This is a genomic window from Klebsiella sp. JB_Kp042 (assembly GCF_040065275.1).
Classification (GTDB): domain Bacteria; phylum Pseudomonadota; class Gammaproteobacteria; order Enterobacterales; family Enterobacteriaceae; genus Klebsiella; species Klebsiella quasipneumoniae.
This window is the reverse complement of sequence record NZ_JBEAJL010000099.1, coordinates 117,391-134,430: the sequence shown is the minus strand read 5'-3', so window position 1 is coordinate 134,430 and position 17,040 is coordinate 117,391. Positions and strand designations below refer to the sequence as shown.

Genomic DNA, 17,040 nt, shown 5'->3' with positions numbered 1-17,040 from the left:
CCTTCTTAAAGGCACGGTTATTGCTTTACCGCAGTATAAAGCGTTAACCCGGAGGAGGGGTATGAATAATACGACTGGTCACGCGGACGAGGCGACGGCCTGGCTGCAGCTGGCGCGCCGCCTGCAAAAACAACAGCTTCAGCAACTTGCCCGGCTGGGCGAGCTGGCAAGTCAGCTTAGCGCGCTGGTGCATATGCTGCAGTGCGAGCGCGGGGCGTCGAATATTTTTCTTTGCTCGGGCGGTCAGCTGTACGCGGCGGAGTGTCGGGCGGGTGGGGCGCTGGTTGATGAGCGGCTGGCCTTGTTCTATGCCGCCCTCGAACGGGCGCGCGCGGTCGCCGGCAGCGCGCTGTGCTGGCGCATCGCCCGGGCGGTCGGCGATCTGGCGCAGCTCCCGGCGCTGCGTGAGCAGGTCAGCCGTCGGCAGGTCGCCGCTGAAGCCGCGACGGAGCAGTTCAGCCGTATTATCCGCCATCTGCTGAATATCGTCCCGCAGCTCAATGACAGCATTGACGACCCGTCGGTAGCCGGGCGTATGGTCGCCCTGTACAGCTTTATGCAGGGAAAAGAGCTGGTGGGCCAGGAGCGCGCGCTGGGAGCATTGGGCTTTACCCGCGGCGAGTTCAGCGACAGCCTGCGCCAGCAGCTGGTGGACCGTATTGACGGTCAGCAGCCCTGCTTTGACAGCTTCCAGGCGCTGGGCAGTCCGGCGACGGTCCAGCTGTTTACGACCGAGTGCCAGGCCAGTCTGGACATCGAGCAACTGCGGCGGATCGCCTGCACCCGCCAGCCGGCGGCGGACGGCGGGGAAACGGCGCTGCGCTGGTTCGGCCTGCAAACCCAGCGGCTTGAGCAACTGCGCGAAGTGGAAGAGCAACTGATCGACGATCTGCTGGACGCCACCGACGCGCTGTTAGAAGACGACGCGCCTGGCTGGCTGGCTGGGGAGGAGAGCGACAGCGTGACGCCGCGGCTGGATAAACAGCTGCTGCCGCTGGTGCGCCAGCAGGCCTATGAGCTGCAACAGCTCTCCAGCCAGCTGGCTTCGCTGAAAGACGCGCTCGAGGAACGCAAGCTGATCGAAAAAGCGAAAAGCCTGCTGATGACTCACCAGGGGATGCCGGAGGAGCAGGCCTGGCAGACGCTGCGCAAGATGGCCATGGACAAGAATCAGCGGATGGTTGAGATAGCCCGCGCGCTGCTGATGGTGAAGGCGATCTGGCCATTAACCCCAAAGGAGTAGATGCACAATCGATGGGCATTCGCTGCCTGTCGGCGGTGCACTTTTGCCTGACAAACCGACCAGAGCGAAAGGAAAAGCCCGCCAGCGCGCCATAGCCAAAGCTGGCATCCCCTTTGCATTAGCATTAGTGAGTAAATAAAAGTCCGGGCGACGAACCAATGGCGGTTCGGGTGTCCGTGGATAAAGGCGTCCTGCAGTGCATATGCACTGTCGGGCGCTTTTTTTTTTGCGCGTGTGGAGCGGATATGAGCGATAAGTTTTCAATTTCACGGCGGCGCTTACTGCAGGCAGGGGCCGCGCTGGGCGGCGCGATGCTGCTGCCGGGCGTGATGCAGGCCGCATGGGCCGGCGGCTCGGACAGACCGGAGCAAACCACCGTGCGGGTAGGGTTTATTCCGCTGACCGACTGTGCGCCGCTGGCCATCGCCGCGGCGAAGGGGTTTGACAAAAAATATGGCATTACCCTGGCGCCGAGTAAGGAGGCCAGCTGGGCGGCGGTGCGCGACAAGCTGGTGGCCGGTGAACTGGACGCGGCGCATATTCTCTATGGCCTGCTGTACGGTCTTGAACTGGGGATCGCCAGCAAGCCGCAGGCGATGGCTAATCTGATGACCCTCAACCGCAATGGTCAGGCCATCACCCTCTCCAGCGAACTGCAGGAGAAAGGGGTGACCGACCTCGGCGGACTGAAACGGCTGATCGACCGCAGCGCGCCGGGCAGCTACACCTTCGCCCATACCTTTCCCACCGGCACCCATGCCATGTGGCTTTACTACTGGCTGGCGAGCGCCGGCATCGATCCCTTTAACGATGTGCGCACCGTCGTCGTGCCGCCGCCGCAGATGGTGATGAACATGCGCATCGGCAATATGAGCGGCTTTTGCGTCGGCGAGCCGTGGAACGCCCGCGCCATTAACGACCGTATCGGCTTCACCGCGGCCACTTCCCAGGATATCTGGCCTGAACATCCGGAAAAGGTGCTGGGCGCCCGTCGCGACTGGGTGGAACGCCACCCGAACACCGCCCGCGCGCTGGTGGCGGCCCTGATGGAGGCGCAGCGCTGGATCGCCGCCTCGGCGGAGAACACCCGGGAGACGGCCCGCCTGCTCGCCAGACGCGGCTGGCTCAATACCAAAGAGCAGTACCTCACCGGCCGGATGCTTGGGGAGTATGACAACGGCCTCGGCCGCCGCTGGCAGGATGCCCATCCGATGCGTTTTTTCGCCGAGGGAGAGGTGAGCTTTCCCTGGCTGTCGGACGGAATATGGTTCCTCACCCAGTTTCGTCGCTGGGGGCTGCTGAAGCAGGCTCCGGATTACCTCGCGGTGGCGTCGCGCCTTAACCGCATCGACGTCTGGCAGGCGGCCGCCCAGGCGGTCGGCGGAATCAGCACACCGGCAGCCACGATGCGCAGCAGCACACTGATGGACGGTACGGTCTGGAACGGGTCTGACCCGGAAGGCTACGCCCGCCATTTCGCTATTCAACGTAAGGGGGCATGAGATGAAGCAGGCACAACGTAAGCAACCGGTCGTCAGCGTGGAGAACGCGCCTGGCGAAGTCATTATCCTGCCGCCGGTGCAGGTCCGGCGCACCACGCCGACCGTCACGCGCTGGCTGCGTGAACTCACCCAACGCCTGCTGCCCCCGCTGCTGGGGCTGGGGGTGCTGCTGCTGGCCTGGCAGCTGGCGGCGATGCACAGCAAAGGCTTTCCCACCCCGCTGAGCACGCTGGACTCGGCGCTGACGCTGTTCGCCGATCCGTTCTATCAGGACGGGCCGAATGACATGGGGATCGGCTGGAACGTGCTGGCCTCCCTGCAGCGCGTGGCGGTGGGCTTCGGCCTGGCGGCGCTGGCGGGCATTCCGCTGGGGTTTTTGATCGGCCGCTCGCTGTTCTTCGCCCGCATGTTTAATCCGCTGATTGCTCTGCTGCGCCCGGTCAGCCCGCTGGCCTGGCTGCCGATTGGCCTGCTGCTGTTCCAGAAGGCGGAGCCAGCCTCCAGCTGGACCATTTTTATCTGCTCCATCTGGCCGATGGTGATCAACACCGCGGAAGGCGTGCGGCGGATCCCGCAGGACTATCTCAACGTCGCCCGCGTCCTCCAGCTCTCAGAGTGGACGGTGATGCGCAAAATTCTCTTTCCGGCGGTGCTGCCGGCGGTGCTCACCGGCGTGCGCCTCTCCATCGGCATCGCCTGGCTGGTGATCGTGGCGGCGGAAATGCTCACCGGCGGGCTGGGGATCGGCTTCTGGATCTGGAACGAGTGGAACAACCTCAATGTGGAAAACATCATCATCGCCATCGTCATTATCGGCGTCGTCGGCCTGCTGCTGGAGCAGGGCCTGATGCTGCTCGCCCGCCGCTTTAGCTGGCAGGAAAAATAAGGAGCCAACATGAAACCATTAATTCAGGTGCAGGCCGTCAGCCAGCGCTTCAACACCGCCAGCGGCGAGTTTCTGGCGCTGCAGAATGTCTCCTTCGATATCGTCGAAGGGGAGACCATTAGCCTGATCGGCCACTCGGGTTGTGGAAAATCGACCCTGCTGAATCTAATCGCCGGGATCACGACCCCTACCGAGGGCGGACTGCTGTGCGATAACCGGGAAATCGCCGGGCCCGGGCCGGAGCGGGCGGTGGTTTTCCAGAACCACTCGCTGCTGCCGTGGCTGAGCTGTTTCGACAATGTGGCGCTGGCGGTGGATCAGGTGTTCCGTCGCACCATGAGCAAGCATGAGCGTCGGGAGTGGATTGAACACAACCTCGCGCGCGTGCAGATGAGTCATGCGCTGCATAAACGGCCCGGGGAGATCTCCGGCGGCATGAAGCAGCGGGTGGGTATCGCCCGGGCGCTGGCGATGAAGCCGAAAGTGCTGCTGCTTGATGAGCCCTTCGGCGCCCTGGACGCGCTGACCCGCGCTCACCTCCAGGACACGGTGATGCATATCCAGCAGGAGCTCAATACCACCATCGTCATGATCACCCACGACGTTGATGAAGCGGTGCTGCTTTCCGACCGGGTGCTGATGATGACCAACGGCCCGGCGGCGACGGTCGGCGAGATCCTCGCGGTCGATCTGCCGCGTCCGCGGCATCGCGTTCAGCTGGCGGACGACAGCCGGTATCACCATCTGCGCCAGCAGATCCTCCATTTCCTGTATGAAAAACAGCCGAAAGCGGCATAAGGAGGCGGTCATGACGCGGCGACTGGTGGTGATCGGTAACGGCATGGCGGCCACCCGGCTGGTGCAGCGGCTGGTTGAGCGCGACCCTGCGCGGTTTGCCATTACCGTCGTCGGCGACGAGCCGCACCCGGCCTATAACCGCATCCAGCTCTCGCCGCTGCTGGCTGGCGAAAAAACGGCATCACAGATCCCGTTGCTGCCGGCGGAGTGGTACACCCGGCACGGGGTGTGTCTGCGGTCTGGCGAGGCGGTGGATGAAGTGGATGTTGCGCAACGGCGGCTGCGCATCGCTGACGCCTGGCTGCCGTGGGACGAGCTGGTTTTCGCCACCGGCTCGGGGCCCTTTATCCCGCCGCTGCCGGGCATTGATCGTCCGCAGGTTATGCCCTTCCGCACCCTGGCGGACGTGGAACGTATTCTGGCGATACCCGGCCCGGCGGTGGTGATTGGCGGTGGGGTTCTGGGCGTGGAAGCGGCGGCGGCGCTGCGTCGCCGCGGCGGGGAGGTCACACTCCTGCATCGCGGCAGCGGCTTAATGGCGCCGCTGATCGACGCCTTTGCCGCCGATGAGCTCAGGCTGCAGCTTGAAGCGCGCGGTATCCGCTGCGTGCTGGAGTGCCGGATCGCCGCCATCGACGCCGACGGCGTGCGGCTGGCGGACGGGCGCGTATTCCGCGCCGCCAGAGTGGTGCTGGCGACCGGCGTGCAGCCCAACAGCCGTCTGGCGGCGCAGTCCGGCGTACTGTGCCAGCAGGGGATCGTGGTTGACCGCCAGATGGCCGCCTCGCTGCCAGGGATCAGCGCCATTGGCGAGTGTTGCGAAATTGACGGCCAGACCTGGGGGCTGGTGGCTCCCTGCCTGCGCCAGGCCGAGGTGCTGGCGGATCGCCTGTGCGGCGCCCCCGGCGAGGGCTTTGTCTGGCAGGACGCCGGGACCCGCCTGAAGGTCACCGGCATTGAACTCTTTAGCGTCGGCGAACAGCAGGCCGGCGAACAGGATGACATCTATACCAGCTGGGATCCCATCGACCGGCACTATCGTCGCCTGCTGCTGCGCGACGGCCGCCTGCGCGGCGTGCTGCTGATGGGCGACTGTACCACCGCCGCCGCGCTCACCGCGCGCCTGGAAAGCGACGAGCCCGCCACCGCGGACTGGCTTTTTGACCCTTCTTCAACGCAGCCGCAGGCTGCAGGAATAATGACGATGACGAAACCTGTATTAGTGCTGGTGGGACATGGCATGGTCGGCCACCATTTTCTCGAACAATGCGTGAGCCGCAACCTGCATCAGCAATATCGTATCGTGGTGTTTGGCGAAGAGCGTTACGCCGCCTACGATCGGGTGCATCTCTCCGAATATTTCGCCGGACGCAGCGCCGAATCGCTGTCGCTGGTGGCCGATGATTTCTTTCACCAGCACGGCATCGAACTCCGCCTCGGCAAGGCGGTGGCGACGATCGACCGCGACGCGCGGCTGGTGCGGGACGCCGAGGGGCATGAAACCCACTGGGATAAACTGGTGCTGGCGACCGGCTCCTATCCCTTTGTTCCGCCGATCCCTGGCAACGATCTCGACGGGTGCTTTGTCTATCGCACCCTTGACGATCTCGACCGTATCGCCGCCCATGCCGCCGCGGCGAAGACCGGGGTGGTGATCGGGGGCGGCCTGCTCGGACTGGAGGCCGCCAACGCCCTGAAACAGCTGGGGCTGGAGACGCACGTGGTGGAGTTTGCCCCGAACCTGATGGCCGTCCAGTTGGATAACGGCGGGGCGGCGATGCTGCGGGAGAAGATCGTCGCCCTCGGCGTGGGGGTGCATACCAGCAAAGCCACCACCGCCATCGTGCGCGAGGCCGACGGCCTGCGGCTGAACTTTGCCGACGGCGGCACGCTGGCGGCCGACATGGTGGTCTTCTCGGCAGGGATCCGCCCGCAGGACGCGCTGGCCCGCGGCTGCGCGCTGCAGGTTGGCGAGCGCGGGGGGATTGGCATCGACGGCCAGTGCCGCACCACTGACCCGGACGTGCTGGCGATAGGCGAATGCGCCCTGTGGGATAATAAAATTTACGGCCTGGTGGCGCCGGGTTATCAGATGGCGCGGATCGCCGCGGCCACCCTCGCAGGAGAGGACGCCTGCTTTAGCGGCGCCGACATGAGCACCAAACTGAAGCTGCTGGGGGTTGACGTAGCCTCGTTTGGCGATGCGCAGGGGCGCACGCCGGGCTGCCAGAGCTATCAATGGACCGACGGTCCGCAGCAGGTTTACAAAAAAATCGTCGTCAGTCAGGACGGCAAAGCCCTGCTTGGCGGCGTGCTGGTGGGGGACGCCAGCGACTACGCCACGCTGCTGCAGATGATGCTGAACGGCATGGCGCTGCCGCCGCGTCCGGAGAGCCTGATCCTGCCGGCGCTGGAGGGGGCCGCGCCGAAGGCGCTGGGGGTGGCGGCGCTGCCCGACAGCGCGCCGATCTGCTCCTGCCATAGCGTCAGCAAAGGCGATATCTGCCAGGCGGTGAACAATGGCGCGGGGGATATGGCGGCGATAAAAAGCTGCACCAGAGCGGCCACCGGCTGCGGCGGCTGCAGCGCGCTGGTGAAACAGGTGATGGAGCACCAGCTGGCGGCGCAGGGCGTCGAAGTGAAAAAAGACGTCTGCGAGCATTTCCCGTGGTCGCGTCAGGAGATCTACCATCTGGTGCGGGTCAACCATATCCATACCTTCGAGCAGCTGATTAGCCGCTACGGCCAGGGGCACGGCTGCGAGGTTTGTAAACCGCTGGTGGCCTCGGTGCTGGCCTCCTGCTGGAACGAATATCTGCTGAAGCCGGCGCACCTGCCGCTGCAGGATACCAATGACCGCTATTTCGCCAACATTCAGAAGGACGGCACCTATTCGGTGGTGCCGCGGATGGCGGCAGGGGAAGTGACCCCGGACGGGCTGATCGCCATCGGGCAGATCGCCAAACGTTACCAGCTCTACAGCAAAGTGACCGGCGGCCAGCGCATCGACCTGTTTGGCGCGCGGCTGGAACAGCTGCCGGCGATCTGGCGCGAGCTGGCCGACGCCGGGTTTGAAACCGGCCACGCCTATGGCAAGTCGCTGCGCACGGTGAAGTCCTGCGTCGGCGCAACCTGGTGTCGCTACGGCGTGCAGGACTCCACCGGGCTCGCGGTGCGGCTCGAGCATCGCTATAAAGGGCTGCGCGCCCCGCACAAAATCAAGATGGCGGTCTCCGGCTGCACCCGCGAATGCGCCGAAGCCCAGGGCAAAGACATCGGGGTGATTGCCACCGACAAAGGCTGGAATCTCTACGTCTGCGGCAACGGCGGAATGAAGCCGCGTCACGCCGACCTGTTTGCCAGCGACCTCGACGAAGCGACGCTGATCCGCAGCATCGATCGTCTGCTGATGTTCTATATCCGCACCGCCGATCGCCTGCAGCGGACCAGCACCTGGATGGACAACCTGGAGGGCGGAGTGGCCTACCTGCGGCAGGTGGTGCTGGAGGACAGCCTCGGCATTGGCGAGGAGCTGGAACAGGAGATGGCCCGCATCGTCGACAGCTACCAGTGCGAGTGGCAGACCACGCTCAACGATCCCCAGCGCCTGGCGCTGTTCCGCTCCTTCGTGAACAGCGACCAGCCCGACGAGGCGGTGCAGCGCCACGATCTGCGCGGTCAGCCGCAGCCGTTGCCTGCTGAAGCGTTGCCTGAAGGCGAACTCCCATCCCGGCCGTGGCAGGCGATTTGCGACCTTGACGCTATCCCGGCGCAGGCGGGGATCGGCGCCCGGTTAGGGGAGCGGCAGATCGCCCTGTTCCGCTTCGGCGATCGGGTGTATGCCCTGGACAACCGCGAGCCGGGCAGCGCGGCCAACGTGTTGTCGCGGGGGCTGTTAGGGGACGTCGGCGGGGAACCGGTGGTGATCTCCCCGCTGTACAAACAGCGGATTCGCCTGCGCGACGGCTGGCCGTGCGACGGCGGTGAACAGGCAGTGCGCGCCTGGCCGGTGAAAGTGGAAAACGGCAAAGTGTGGGTGGGCAGCCAGCAGCTGCTGGCGCGAGCGGAGGCCTCCTGATGAAGACCATCCGAACGACCTGTCCCTACTGCGGCGTAGGCTGCGGCGTGCTGGCGAGCGTGGATGACGCGGGTCAGGTGAGCGTGCGCGGCGACGATCAGCACCCGGCCAACCTCGGCCGCCTGTGCGTCAAAGGGGCGGCACTAGGGGAGACCATGGGTCTGGCGGGGCGGCTGCTGGCGCCGGAGGTGGACGGCCAGCCGGTGGCCTGGTCTCAGGCGCTGGCGGAGACCGCTTCCCGCCTGCAACAGGTTATCGACCAGCACGGTCCGCAGGCGGTGGCCTTCTACGCCTCCGGCCAGCTGTTAACGGAGGATTACTATGCCGCCAACAAGCTGATGAAGGGATTTATCGGCGCGGCGAACATCGACACCAATTCGCGGCTGTGCATGTCGTCGGCGGTGACCGGCTACAAGCGGGCCTTTGGCGCCGACGTGGTGCCCTGTAGCTATGAGGATGTGGAAAACAGCGATCTGGTGGTGCTGGTCGGCTCGAACGCCGCCTGGGCGCACCCGGTGCTGTACCAGCGTCTGGCGCAGGCGAAGCGGGATAATCCCCGGCTGCAGATCGTGGCGATCGACCCCCGGCGCACCGCCACCTGCGAGATCGCCGATCGCCATCTGGCGCTGGCGCCGGGAAGCGACGGCGGGCTGTTCGTGGGGTTGCTTAACGCCCTGGCGCAGGCCGGGGCCTGCGTCGACGGTTTTCGCGACGGCCCGCAGGCGCTGGCCGCCGCCCGCGGCTGGGACGTGGCGAAAGTGGCGGCTTTTTGCGGCCTGCCCGCCGATGAGGTGGCGGGTTTCTATCGCGATTTTATCGCCGCCCCGCGGGCCATCACCCTCTACACCATGGGAATTAACCAGTCAGCCAGCGGCAGCGACAAATGTAATGCCATCATCAACGTCCATCTGGCCAGCGGAAAGTATGGCCGCCGCGGCTGCGGCCCCTTTTCGCTGACCGGTCAACCCAACGCCATGGGCGGGCGCGAAGTCGGCGGGTTGGCGACGATGCTGGCGGCGCACATGGATTTTGTGCCAGACGATCTGCAGCGGCTGGCCCGCTTTTGGGGAACCGAGCGGCTGGCGCAGACCCCGGGGCTGACCGCCGTGGAGCTGTTTGCCGCCATCGGCCGCGGCGAGGTGAAAGCGGTGTGGATCATGGGCACCAACCCGGTGGTGTCGCTCCCCGACAGCCACGCGGTGAGCCAGGCGCTGGCCGGCTGTCCGCTGGTGATCGTCTCGGATGTCGCCGCTGAGACGGATACCGGACAATTCGCCCACATTCGCTTTCCGGCGCTGGCCTGGGGCGAGAAAAATGGCACGGTCACCAACTCGGAGCGGCGCATCTCCCGTCAGCGTAGCTTCCTGCCGCCGCCGGGGGAGGCGAAAGCGGACTGGTGGATCATCGCCAGAGTAGGGCAGGCGCTGGGGTATCGCGAGGCGTTTGCCTGGCAGCATCCGCATGACGTCTTCCGCGAGCATGCGGCGCTGTCCGGTTTCGAAAACGACGGCCAGCGGGCGTTTGATATCGGCGCGCTGGCGGATCTCAGCCGCGAGGCATGGGACGCCATGGCGCCGGTACGCTGGCCGGTCAGCCGCCGCCGCGCCGCCTGGGATGTCACGCGCGGCTGGCATAGCGATGGCAGGCTGCGGATGGTGCCAGTGACGCCTCAGCCGACCCGGGCGGCAACCGATGTCTTTTATCCGCTGATCCTCAACAGCGGGCGGATCCGCGATCAGTGGCACACCATGACCCGCACCGGCGCCGTGCTGCGGCTGATGCAGCATATCGCGGAGCCGGTGGTGGAGGTGGCGCCGCAGGACGCCGTTCGCTACCAGCTTGTCGCCGGCGGGCTGGCGCGGATCTGGTCGCGCCATGGGGTGATGGTGGCGAAAGTGGCGATCAGCGAAGGCCAGCGCCCCGGCTCGCTGTTTGTCCCAATGCACTGGAACAATCAGTTCGCCCGCCAGGGGCGGGTGAATAATCTGCTGGCCGCCGTCACGGACCCGCATTCCGCCCAGCCGGAAAGTAAACAGGCGGCGGTGGCCATCGCCCCCTGGCAGCCTGCCTGGCATAGCGAACTGTTTTGTCGCGAACCGCTTCCGTTTCCTGCGGCCTGGCACTGGCGGCGGCGGGCGGCGGCGGGCGTATTGCACTACTCGCTGGCCGGGGAGGCGTCAGCCCGGCAGTGGCTCAGCGTCTGGTGCGCGCAGCGCGGCTGGCAGCTGCAGATAGCAGACGGCGGCGCGGTGTGGAACCTGCTGGCGTGGCATCAGGGGAGGCTGATGCTGGGCTGGTGGAGCGATGCGCGCGAGCCGGCGGTGGATAGCGCAGGGATAAGCGCCGCCTTCGCCGCGCCGCCGTCCGATGCCGCCCGGCGCCATGCGTTGCTCAGCGGCCGACCGGACGCCGCCGCCGCGCCGCCGGGGCGGATCGTCTGCAGCTGTTTTGGGGTGGGGGAGCGGGCGATCGGCGAGGCCATCGCCAGCGGCTGCGCCAGCGTTGGGGCTTTGGGCGCCAGGCTTAAGTGCGGGACCAACTGCGGCTCCTGCGTGCCGGAGCTCAACGCGCTGCTGACGGCGCAACCGACCCGCGCCGGGGCGTAACGGCGCGGCGGCACCTTCTGTGGTTGGGCGACTATTTGCCCAACCGGTTTCAGCATATTCCTGGAATTGTCCGCAGGGCTGCGGGAGAAGGGAAAAAACGATAAACTAAAACTATCTTCCAATTTTTTCTGCGAGCCCGCGCAAAACCTGTTGATGCCTGTGTCGTACCGTTTGCTGCCATCCCTGATCTTTCTCCTGCTGCTGCCGGGCGCTCCCGTCTGGGCGCTGACCGCCAGCGACACCGCTCTTACGCCCCAGGGAGAAGATCCCTTGCCCGATTTGGGGATCGCCCCGCAGGTCGATGACGACGCCAGACACTTTGCCGAAGTGGCGAAGAAATTCGGCGAGGCCAGCATGAGCGATAACGGATTGACGGCGGGCGAGCAGGCGCAGATGTTCGCCATCAACAAACTCGGCAATGAAGTGAGCCACCAGCTGGAGAGCTGGCTCTCGCCGTGGGGCAACGCCAATGTCGACCTGCTGGTCGATAAAGAGGGGAAGTTCACCGGCAGTAAAGGGAGCTGGTTCGTGCCATTGCAGGATAACGATCGCTACCTGACGTGGAACCAGTATTCGGTGACCCGGCGCGAGAACGATCTGGTGGGCAACATTGGGCTTGGCCAGCGCTGGCGGGTCGGCGGCTGGCTGCTGGGCTATAACTCGTTTTATGACAAGGTGCTGAGCGAAAGCCTGGCCCGCGGCAGCGTCGGCGCCGAGGCGTGGGGGGAATATCTCCGCCTGTCGGCGAACTACTATCATCCGCTGGGCGACTGGCAGCTGCGGGAGAATCAAACTCAGGAGCAGCGGATGGCCGCGGGGTATGACGTTACCGCCCAGGCGCGGCTGCCGTTTTATGAGCACATCAACACCAGCGTCAGCGTCGAACAGTACTTCGGCGACAGCGTCGATCTGTTTCACACCGGCACAGGCTACCATAACCCGGTGGCCGTCTCCGTCGGGCTCAATTATACCCCGGTCCCGCTGGTCACCGTGACCGCCAAGCATAAGCAAGGGGAAAATGGCGTCAGCCAGAACAACGTTGGCCTGAAGCTCAACTACCGCTTTGGCGTGCCGCTCAAGCAGCAGCTGGCGGCGGACGAGGTGGCGTTCAGCAACTCGCTGCGCGGCAGCCGCTTCGACAGCCCGGAGCGGGATAATCTGCCGGTGGTGGAGTATCGGCAGCGCAAAAATCTGACGGTCTATCTGGCCACGCCGCCCTGGGATCTACAGTCCGGGGAGACGGTGCAGCTGAAGCTGCAGATCCATAGTCTGCACGGCATCAAGTCGCTGCACTGGCAGGGCGACACCCAGGCACTCAGCCTGACGCCGCCGGTGGATGCCAGCAGCCCCGATGGCTGGAGCGTGATTATGCCGGTGTGGAACAGTGAACCGGGCGCCGCGAACCGCTGGCGCCTGTCGGTGGTGGTAGAGGATAAACAGGGGCAGCGCGTCTCCTCCAATGAGATCGTCCTGGCGCTGACTGAGCCGCTGGTCAAGTTCACCGCGCCTGGCGTCTCGTGGACGGACTCGCCTTAAAAAATTCGCTCCTGGTGGACCCATACCGCGGCTTCCACCCGGGATTTGAGCTTCATTTTCTTCAGCATGTGCTTGACGTGCACTTTGACGGTGCTTTCGGTGATATCCAGCCGGCGGGCGATCATTTTGTTCGGCAGCCCCTGGGCGATCAGCTTGAGGATGTCGCGCTCGCGCGGGGTCAGCTGGCTGATGTCGCGATCGGAGGTGGCGCGGTTGGCGCGCAGGCTGGCGGCCAGCACCGGGGTTAACGCTTCGCTTAATACCATCTCGCCGGCGGCGGCCTGCTGCAGCGCTTTCAGCAGATCTTCCGGCTCCATGTCTTTCAGCAGATAGCCATCAGCGCCGCGCTTGAGGGCGGTAACAACGTCCTCTTCATGGTTAGAGACGCTGAAGACCACCACCCGGCCAGACAGCGATTTCTCACGCAGTTTGTCCAGCGTCTCCAGACCGTTCATGCCCGGCATATTGAGGTCCAGCAGGATCAGGTCCGGATCCAGCGACTCCGCCAGCTCGATACCTTGCGCGCCATTGCTGGCTTCGCCAATCACCTGGATGTCCGGCGCCATGCTGATCAGTTGTTTCACGCCGGTGCGCAGCATCGGATGGTCGTCAATGAGAAGGATGGTTGCCCGTTCCTGTTGACTCATGGGGGTCTCCTTATTGGATGGAAAACGTTTTTTCCGGGATAAACGTGACGATCACTTCGGTCCCGCCGGTTTCCCGGCGCCGAACCTGACAGTCGCCGCGCAGACTTTGCGCGCGATCCCGCATAATGATTAAACCGTAATGGTTACTCCGCTCGGCGTGGTCCGGCACGCCGCGGCCGTTATCCGCCACCACCAGACGGACCTGATTATCGCGTTGTGACACCGTCACGGTGACTTGGGTCGCGCAGGCATGCTTCAGGGCATTGCTTAACGCTTCGCGGGCGATCTGCAGCAGGTGAATGGCCTGATGCGACGGCACAAAGCGCGGTGGGAGCTGATAATCAAGCTGCACCGTAAAGCCGAAGTGGGCGCTGTACTCCTGACAGCTGGCCTCCAGTGCCGGGCGCAGGCCTGGCTCGGTCAGCTGCAGGCGGAAGGTGGTCAACAGCTCACGCAGCTGGGCCCAGGAGGTATTCAGCTCGTTACGTATCTGCCCCAGCAGCTGGCGGCTCTCCGCCGGCAAGGCGTCGCCCTGCATCTGCAGGCAGCTGACCTGCATCTTCATACAGGATAGCGACTGGGCGATGGAGTCATGCAGCTCGCGAGCGATAGTGGCCCGCTCTTCCATAACGATCAGCTGCTGCTGTTTCTCCTGATGGCGGTCCAGCGCCAGGGTGCTGGTCAGTTGTTCAACCAACGTATCCACCAGCTGCTGCTGATCGTGGCTGAGATGACGGCCAACCGGCAGCGTCGCCAGCAGGATGCCGTACTGATTATGCGCATCCGACAGCCGCCACTTCAGCGTTGTGCCGCCATCCGGTAGCGGCGGCAGGTTGCGTGGGCAGAGGTAGCAGCCCATGTCATCACATTCATTATCCGAGTGGCAGGTAAACTCCTGATGGTTGTCTTCATCTTCCAGATCGTAGACCCGCACCTCGATATCGCGCAGCAGCGTCAGACCCTGCAGACCGTTCAGCACCGGCGAAATGCGTTCACAGAGCGGGGCGTTGGCGTGCAGCCGGCGGTTGGCCTGCCATAAGAAGGCGAGGATCTCGTTCTTCTGTTCCAGCCCGGCGGTCTTCTCCTGCACCCGGCGCTCCAGCACGGCGTAGCTTTCCGCCAGCTCTTCCGACATGTTATTTAGCGCCATGCCAAGAGTCGCCATTTCGTTGCGTCCGCTGATGTGCGCCCGCTGGGTGAAATCACGCTGGCTCACCGCTCGCGCCATGCTCAGCAGCTGTTTCCATGGCCGCAGCAGGCGGGCGCGTAGCCAGATGATGGTGAAGATCAGCAGCAGCGCCATGCCGATGGCGAGGAGGCGATGGATCCAGACCACCCGTTCGATACGCTGCTCGGTGGTATGGTCGAATGCGGTGACCAGCTGGTCGATACGATCGACAAAGTCGGCGACATCCTGGGCGACCTCCGCCTGGTTGACCGCGCGCTGCATGCCGGGAGCCAGCGCCAGCTGCCAGTACTGCTGCAGGGCCTGCAGCTGGCGCTCCTGCCCGTCGCGGCGGGCGGAGTTTTGCAGCTCCGGACTGAAGACGGTGGCGGTCATATCATCGACCAGCTTTTGGTCGTGTTCATTCAGCGGGATCGCCGCCAGCAGCCGGTAGCTCTGCATGCGTAATGACCCGGCTTTGTTAATGGCGTGCGCGCTGCCCTGCACGCCGTTGACCAGGCGCGCGGAGATCGCCATACCGGCGACGCCTGTAAGGGTGGCAAGCAGGACGATCAACGCCAGTTGATTGACCAGCGTCAGCGGGGTAAAAAGACGTTTTAACATGGAATGCGTGGCTCCTGACCGGTCGTGTCCCCGGGAGTGGCGCTTATTCTCGGCTATCCCCTGGAGTATACCCATACCCACAAAGAGTTACTCCTTAATTGTCGGTGGTAGGCGCCGTTGGGAGAGGGGTTAGACGCATCCCGGCAGCCGTGTGAAAAACCACACTTTTTTTCCCACCATTCTCTACTCACTTCGGAGCATGGTTTATTTTCGCACAAATTAGCGCGCGCTTTTCCTTTGATTTATATCAACTTACCGCCCGGGGCAACCCCTAAGGTAGCGGCAGGAAAAATGAATAATCAGAGGTATCTATGAGTCAATCTTCCCTCCCGGAGAAGGCTAACCGCTCGGTCATTACCGACTGGCGGCCTGAAGATCCTGAATTCTGGCAACAGCGCGGCCACCATGTGGCGAGCCGCAATTTATGGATCTCCGTTCCCTGTCTGTTACTGGCGTTCTGCGTGTGGATGTTGTTCAGCGCCGTTGCCGTTAACCTCAACAAAGTGGGCTTTCAGTTTACGACCGATCAGCTGTTTATGCTGACCGCGCTGCCGGCGCTGTCAGGCGCTTTGTTGCGCGTGCCTTACGCTTTCATGGTACCGCTGTTCGGCGGCCGCCGCTGGACGGCGTTCAGTACCGGGATCATGATTGTGCCGTGCGTGTGGCTGGGCTTTGCGGTCCAGGATACCTCCACGCCGTTTAGCGTCTTCGTGATCATCTCTCTGCTGTGCGGCTTCGCCGGGGCCAACTTCGCCTCCAGTATGGCCAATATCAGCTTCTTCTTCCCGAAAGCGAAGCAGGGCGGGGCGCTGGGCGTCAACGGCGGCCTTGGTAATATGGGCGTCAGCGTGATGCAGCTGGTCGCGCCGCTGGTGGTGTCGGTCTCGGTGTTTGCCATTTTTGGCGGGACCGGCAGCGAGCAGCCGGACGGCTCAATGCTGTATCTGGAAAACGCCGCATGGATCTGGGTACCTTTCCTGATTATTTTCACCCTGGCGGCGTGGTTCTTTATGAACGACCTGTCCGCTTCTAAAGCCTCGCTGAGCGAACAGCTGCCGGTGCTCAAACGCCTGCACCTGTGGATCATGGCGCTGCTCTATCTGGCGACCTTCGGCTCCTTTATCGGTTTCTCCGCCGGTTTCGCCATGCTGTCAAAGACCCAGTTCCCGGACGTGCAGATCCTGCACTACGCCTTCTTCGGTCCGTTTATTGGCGCGCTGGCGCGTTCGATGGGCGGGGCGATCTCCGACCGTCTCGGCGGTACCCGCGTGACGCTGGTCAACTTTGTGGTGATGGCTGTCTTCTGTGCGCTGCTGTTCCTGACCCTGCCGACCAACGGCCAGGGCGGTAACTTCATCGCCTTCTTCGCGGTGTTTATGGTGCTGTTCCTGACCGCCGGGCTGGGGAGCGCTTCCACCTTCCAGATGATCTCCGTGATCTTCCGTAAGCTGACCATGGACCGGGTGAAGGCCCAGGGCGGCAGCGAAGCCCAGGCGATGCGCGAGGCGGCGACCGATACCGCGGCGGCGCTGGGCTTTATCTCCGCCATTGGCGCCATCGGCGGCTTCTTTATTCCGAAGGCGTTCGGTATCTCGCTGGATCTGACCGGCTCGCCGGCCGGCGCGATGAAAGTCTTCCTGATCTTCTATATCGCCTGCGTGATCATCACCTGGGCGGTATACGGCCGTAAGCGTCAGTAATTCGCTATCGTCGATGTTGCTTCGTATAGGCGTACTCCCGGAGGAGGCGCCTTTTTTTTACCGGTCTATTTAGTTACAACATACTAATAGGTGATTGTATGCGTATTGGCCACTGAGCCGGGAAGGGACGGCTTGCCAGCGTCACTGCTCTACCCCTTAATACCTCCCTGGTGAACAATACCGCGCCTGGCGACCCATTTTTCGATAAAAACCATTAAAAAACATTAAGTTAAAAAATCGAGATTACTACCACCT

Annotated in this window: 10 protein-coding genes; 8 read left to right on the top strand and 2 right to left on the bottom strand. The window is 63.8% G+C overall.

Annotated elements, in window-relative coordinates; genetic code table 11:
- Positions 1-61: 61 nt before the first annotated feature.
- From nasR to ABLV54_RS20960, 7 genes are all read left to right on the top strand, one after another.
- Positions 62-1,243 carry a nitrate regulatory protein NasR gene (gene nasR / locus ABLV54_RS20990; RefSeq protein WP_226564067.1) on the top strand — a complete coding sequence of 394 codons (1,182 nt, stop codon included), beginning with the start codon at positions 62-64 and terminating at the stop codon, positions 1,241-1,243.
- Positions 1,244-1,488: 245 nt separating this feature from the next.
- Positions 1,489-2,745: a CmpA/NrtA family ABC transporter substrate-binding protein gene (locus tag ABLV54_RS20985; protein WP_226564069.1), complete on the top strand. Its 1,257-nt coding sequence runs from the start codon at positions 1,489-1,491 to the stop codon at positions 2,743-2,745.
- Between the two features lies 1 nt (position 2,746).
- Positions 2,747-3,631, top strand: coding sequence for a nitrate ABC transporter permease (ntrB, locus tag ABLV54_RS20980; RefSeq protein WP_023290141.1), 885 nt, complete (start codon positions 2,747-2,749; stop codon positions 3,629-3,631).
- 9 nt (positions 3,632-3,640) lie between these two features.
- A complete protein-coding gene (locus tag ABLV54_RS20975) occupies positions 3,641-4,429 on the top strand; it encodes an ABC transporter ATP-binding protein (protein ID WP_023290140.1) in 789 nt (262 codons plus the stop codon).
- 10 nt (positions 4,430-4,439) lie between these two features.
- Positions 4,440-8,507: a nitrite reductase large subunit NirB gene (gene nirB, locus ABLV54_RS20970; RefSeq protein ID WP_226564070.1), complete on the top strand. Its 4,068-nt coding sequence runs from the start codon at positions 4,440-4,442 to the stop codon at positions 8,505-8,507.
- Positions 8,507-11,113: a nitrate reductase gene (locus ABLV54_RS20965; RefSeq protein WP_226564072.1), complete on the top strand. Its 2,607-nt coding sequence runs from the start codon at positions 8,507-8,509 to the stop codon at positions 11,111-11,113. Before nirB ends, ABLV54_RS20965 begins: the two co-directional genes overlap by 1 nt.
- A 153-nt stretch (positions 11,114-11,266) precedes the next feature.
- A complete protein-coding gene (locus ABLV54_RS20960; protein WP_044524070.1) occupies positions 11,267-12,649 on the top strand; it encodes a YchO/YchP family invasin in 1,383 nt (460 codons plus the stop codon).
- Here the strand turns inward: ABLV54_RS20960 and narL are convergent.
- Both narL and narX read right to left on the bottom strand, forming a co-directional pair.
- Positions 12,646-13,296: a two-component system response regulator NarL gene (narL, locus tag ABLV54_RS20955; RefSeq protein WP_002910198.1), complete on the bottom strand. Its 651-nt coding sequence runs from the start codon at positions 13,294-13,296 to the stop codon at positions 12,646-12,648. The two genes, ABLV54_RS20960 and narL, sit on opposite strands and share 4 nt — an antisense overlap.
- Before the next feature lie 10 nt (positions 13,297-13,306).
- Positions 13,307-15,085: a nitrate/nitrite two-component system sensor histidine kinase NarX gene (narX, locus tag ABLV54_RS20950; protein ID WP_109547197.1), complete on the bottom strand. Its 1,779-nt coding sequence runs from the start codon at positions 15,083-15,085 to the stop codon at positions 13,307-13,309.
- A gap of 311 nt (positions 15,086-15,396) precedes the next feature.
- Here narX and ABLV54_RS20945 point away from each other — a divergent pair, with 311 nt between their 5' ends.
- Positions 15,397-16,785 carry a NarK family nitrate/nitrite MFS transporter gene (locus ABLV54_RS20945; protein ID WP_023290135.1) on the top strand — a complete coding sequence of 463 codons (1,389 nt, stop codon included), beginning with the start codon at positions 15,397-15,399 and terminating at the stop codon, positions 16,783-16,785.
- Positions 16,786-17,040 lie beyond the last annotated feature (255 nt).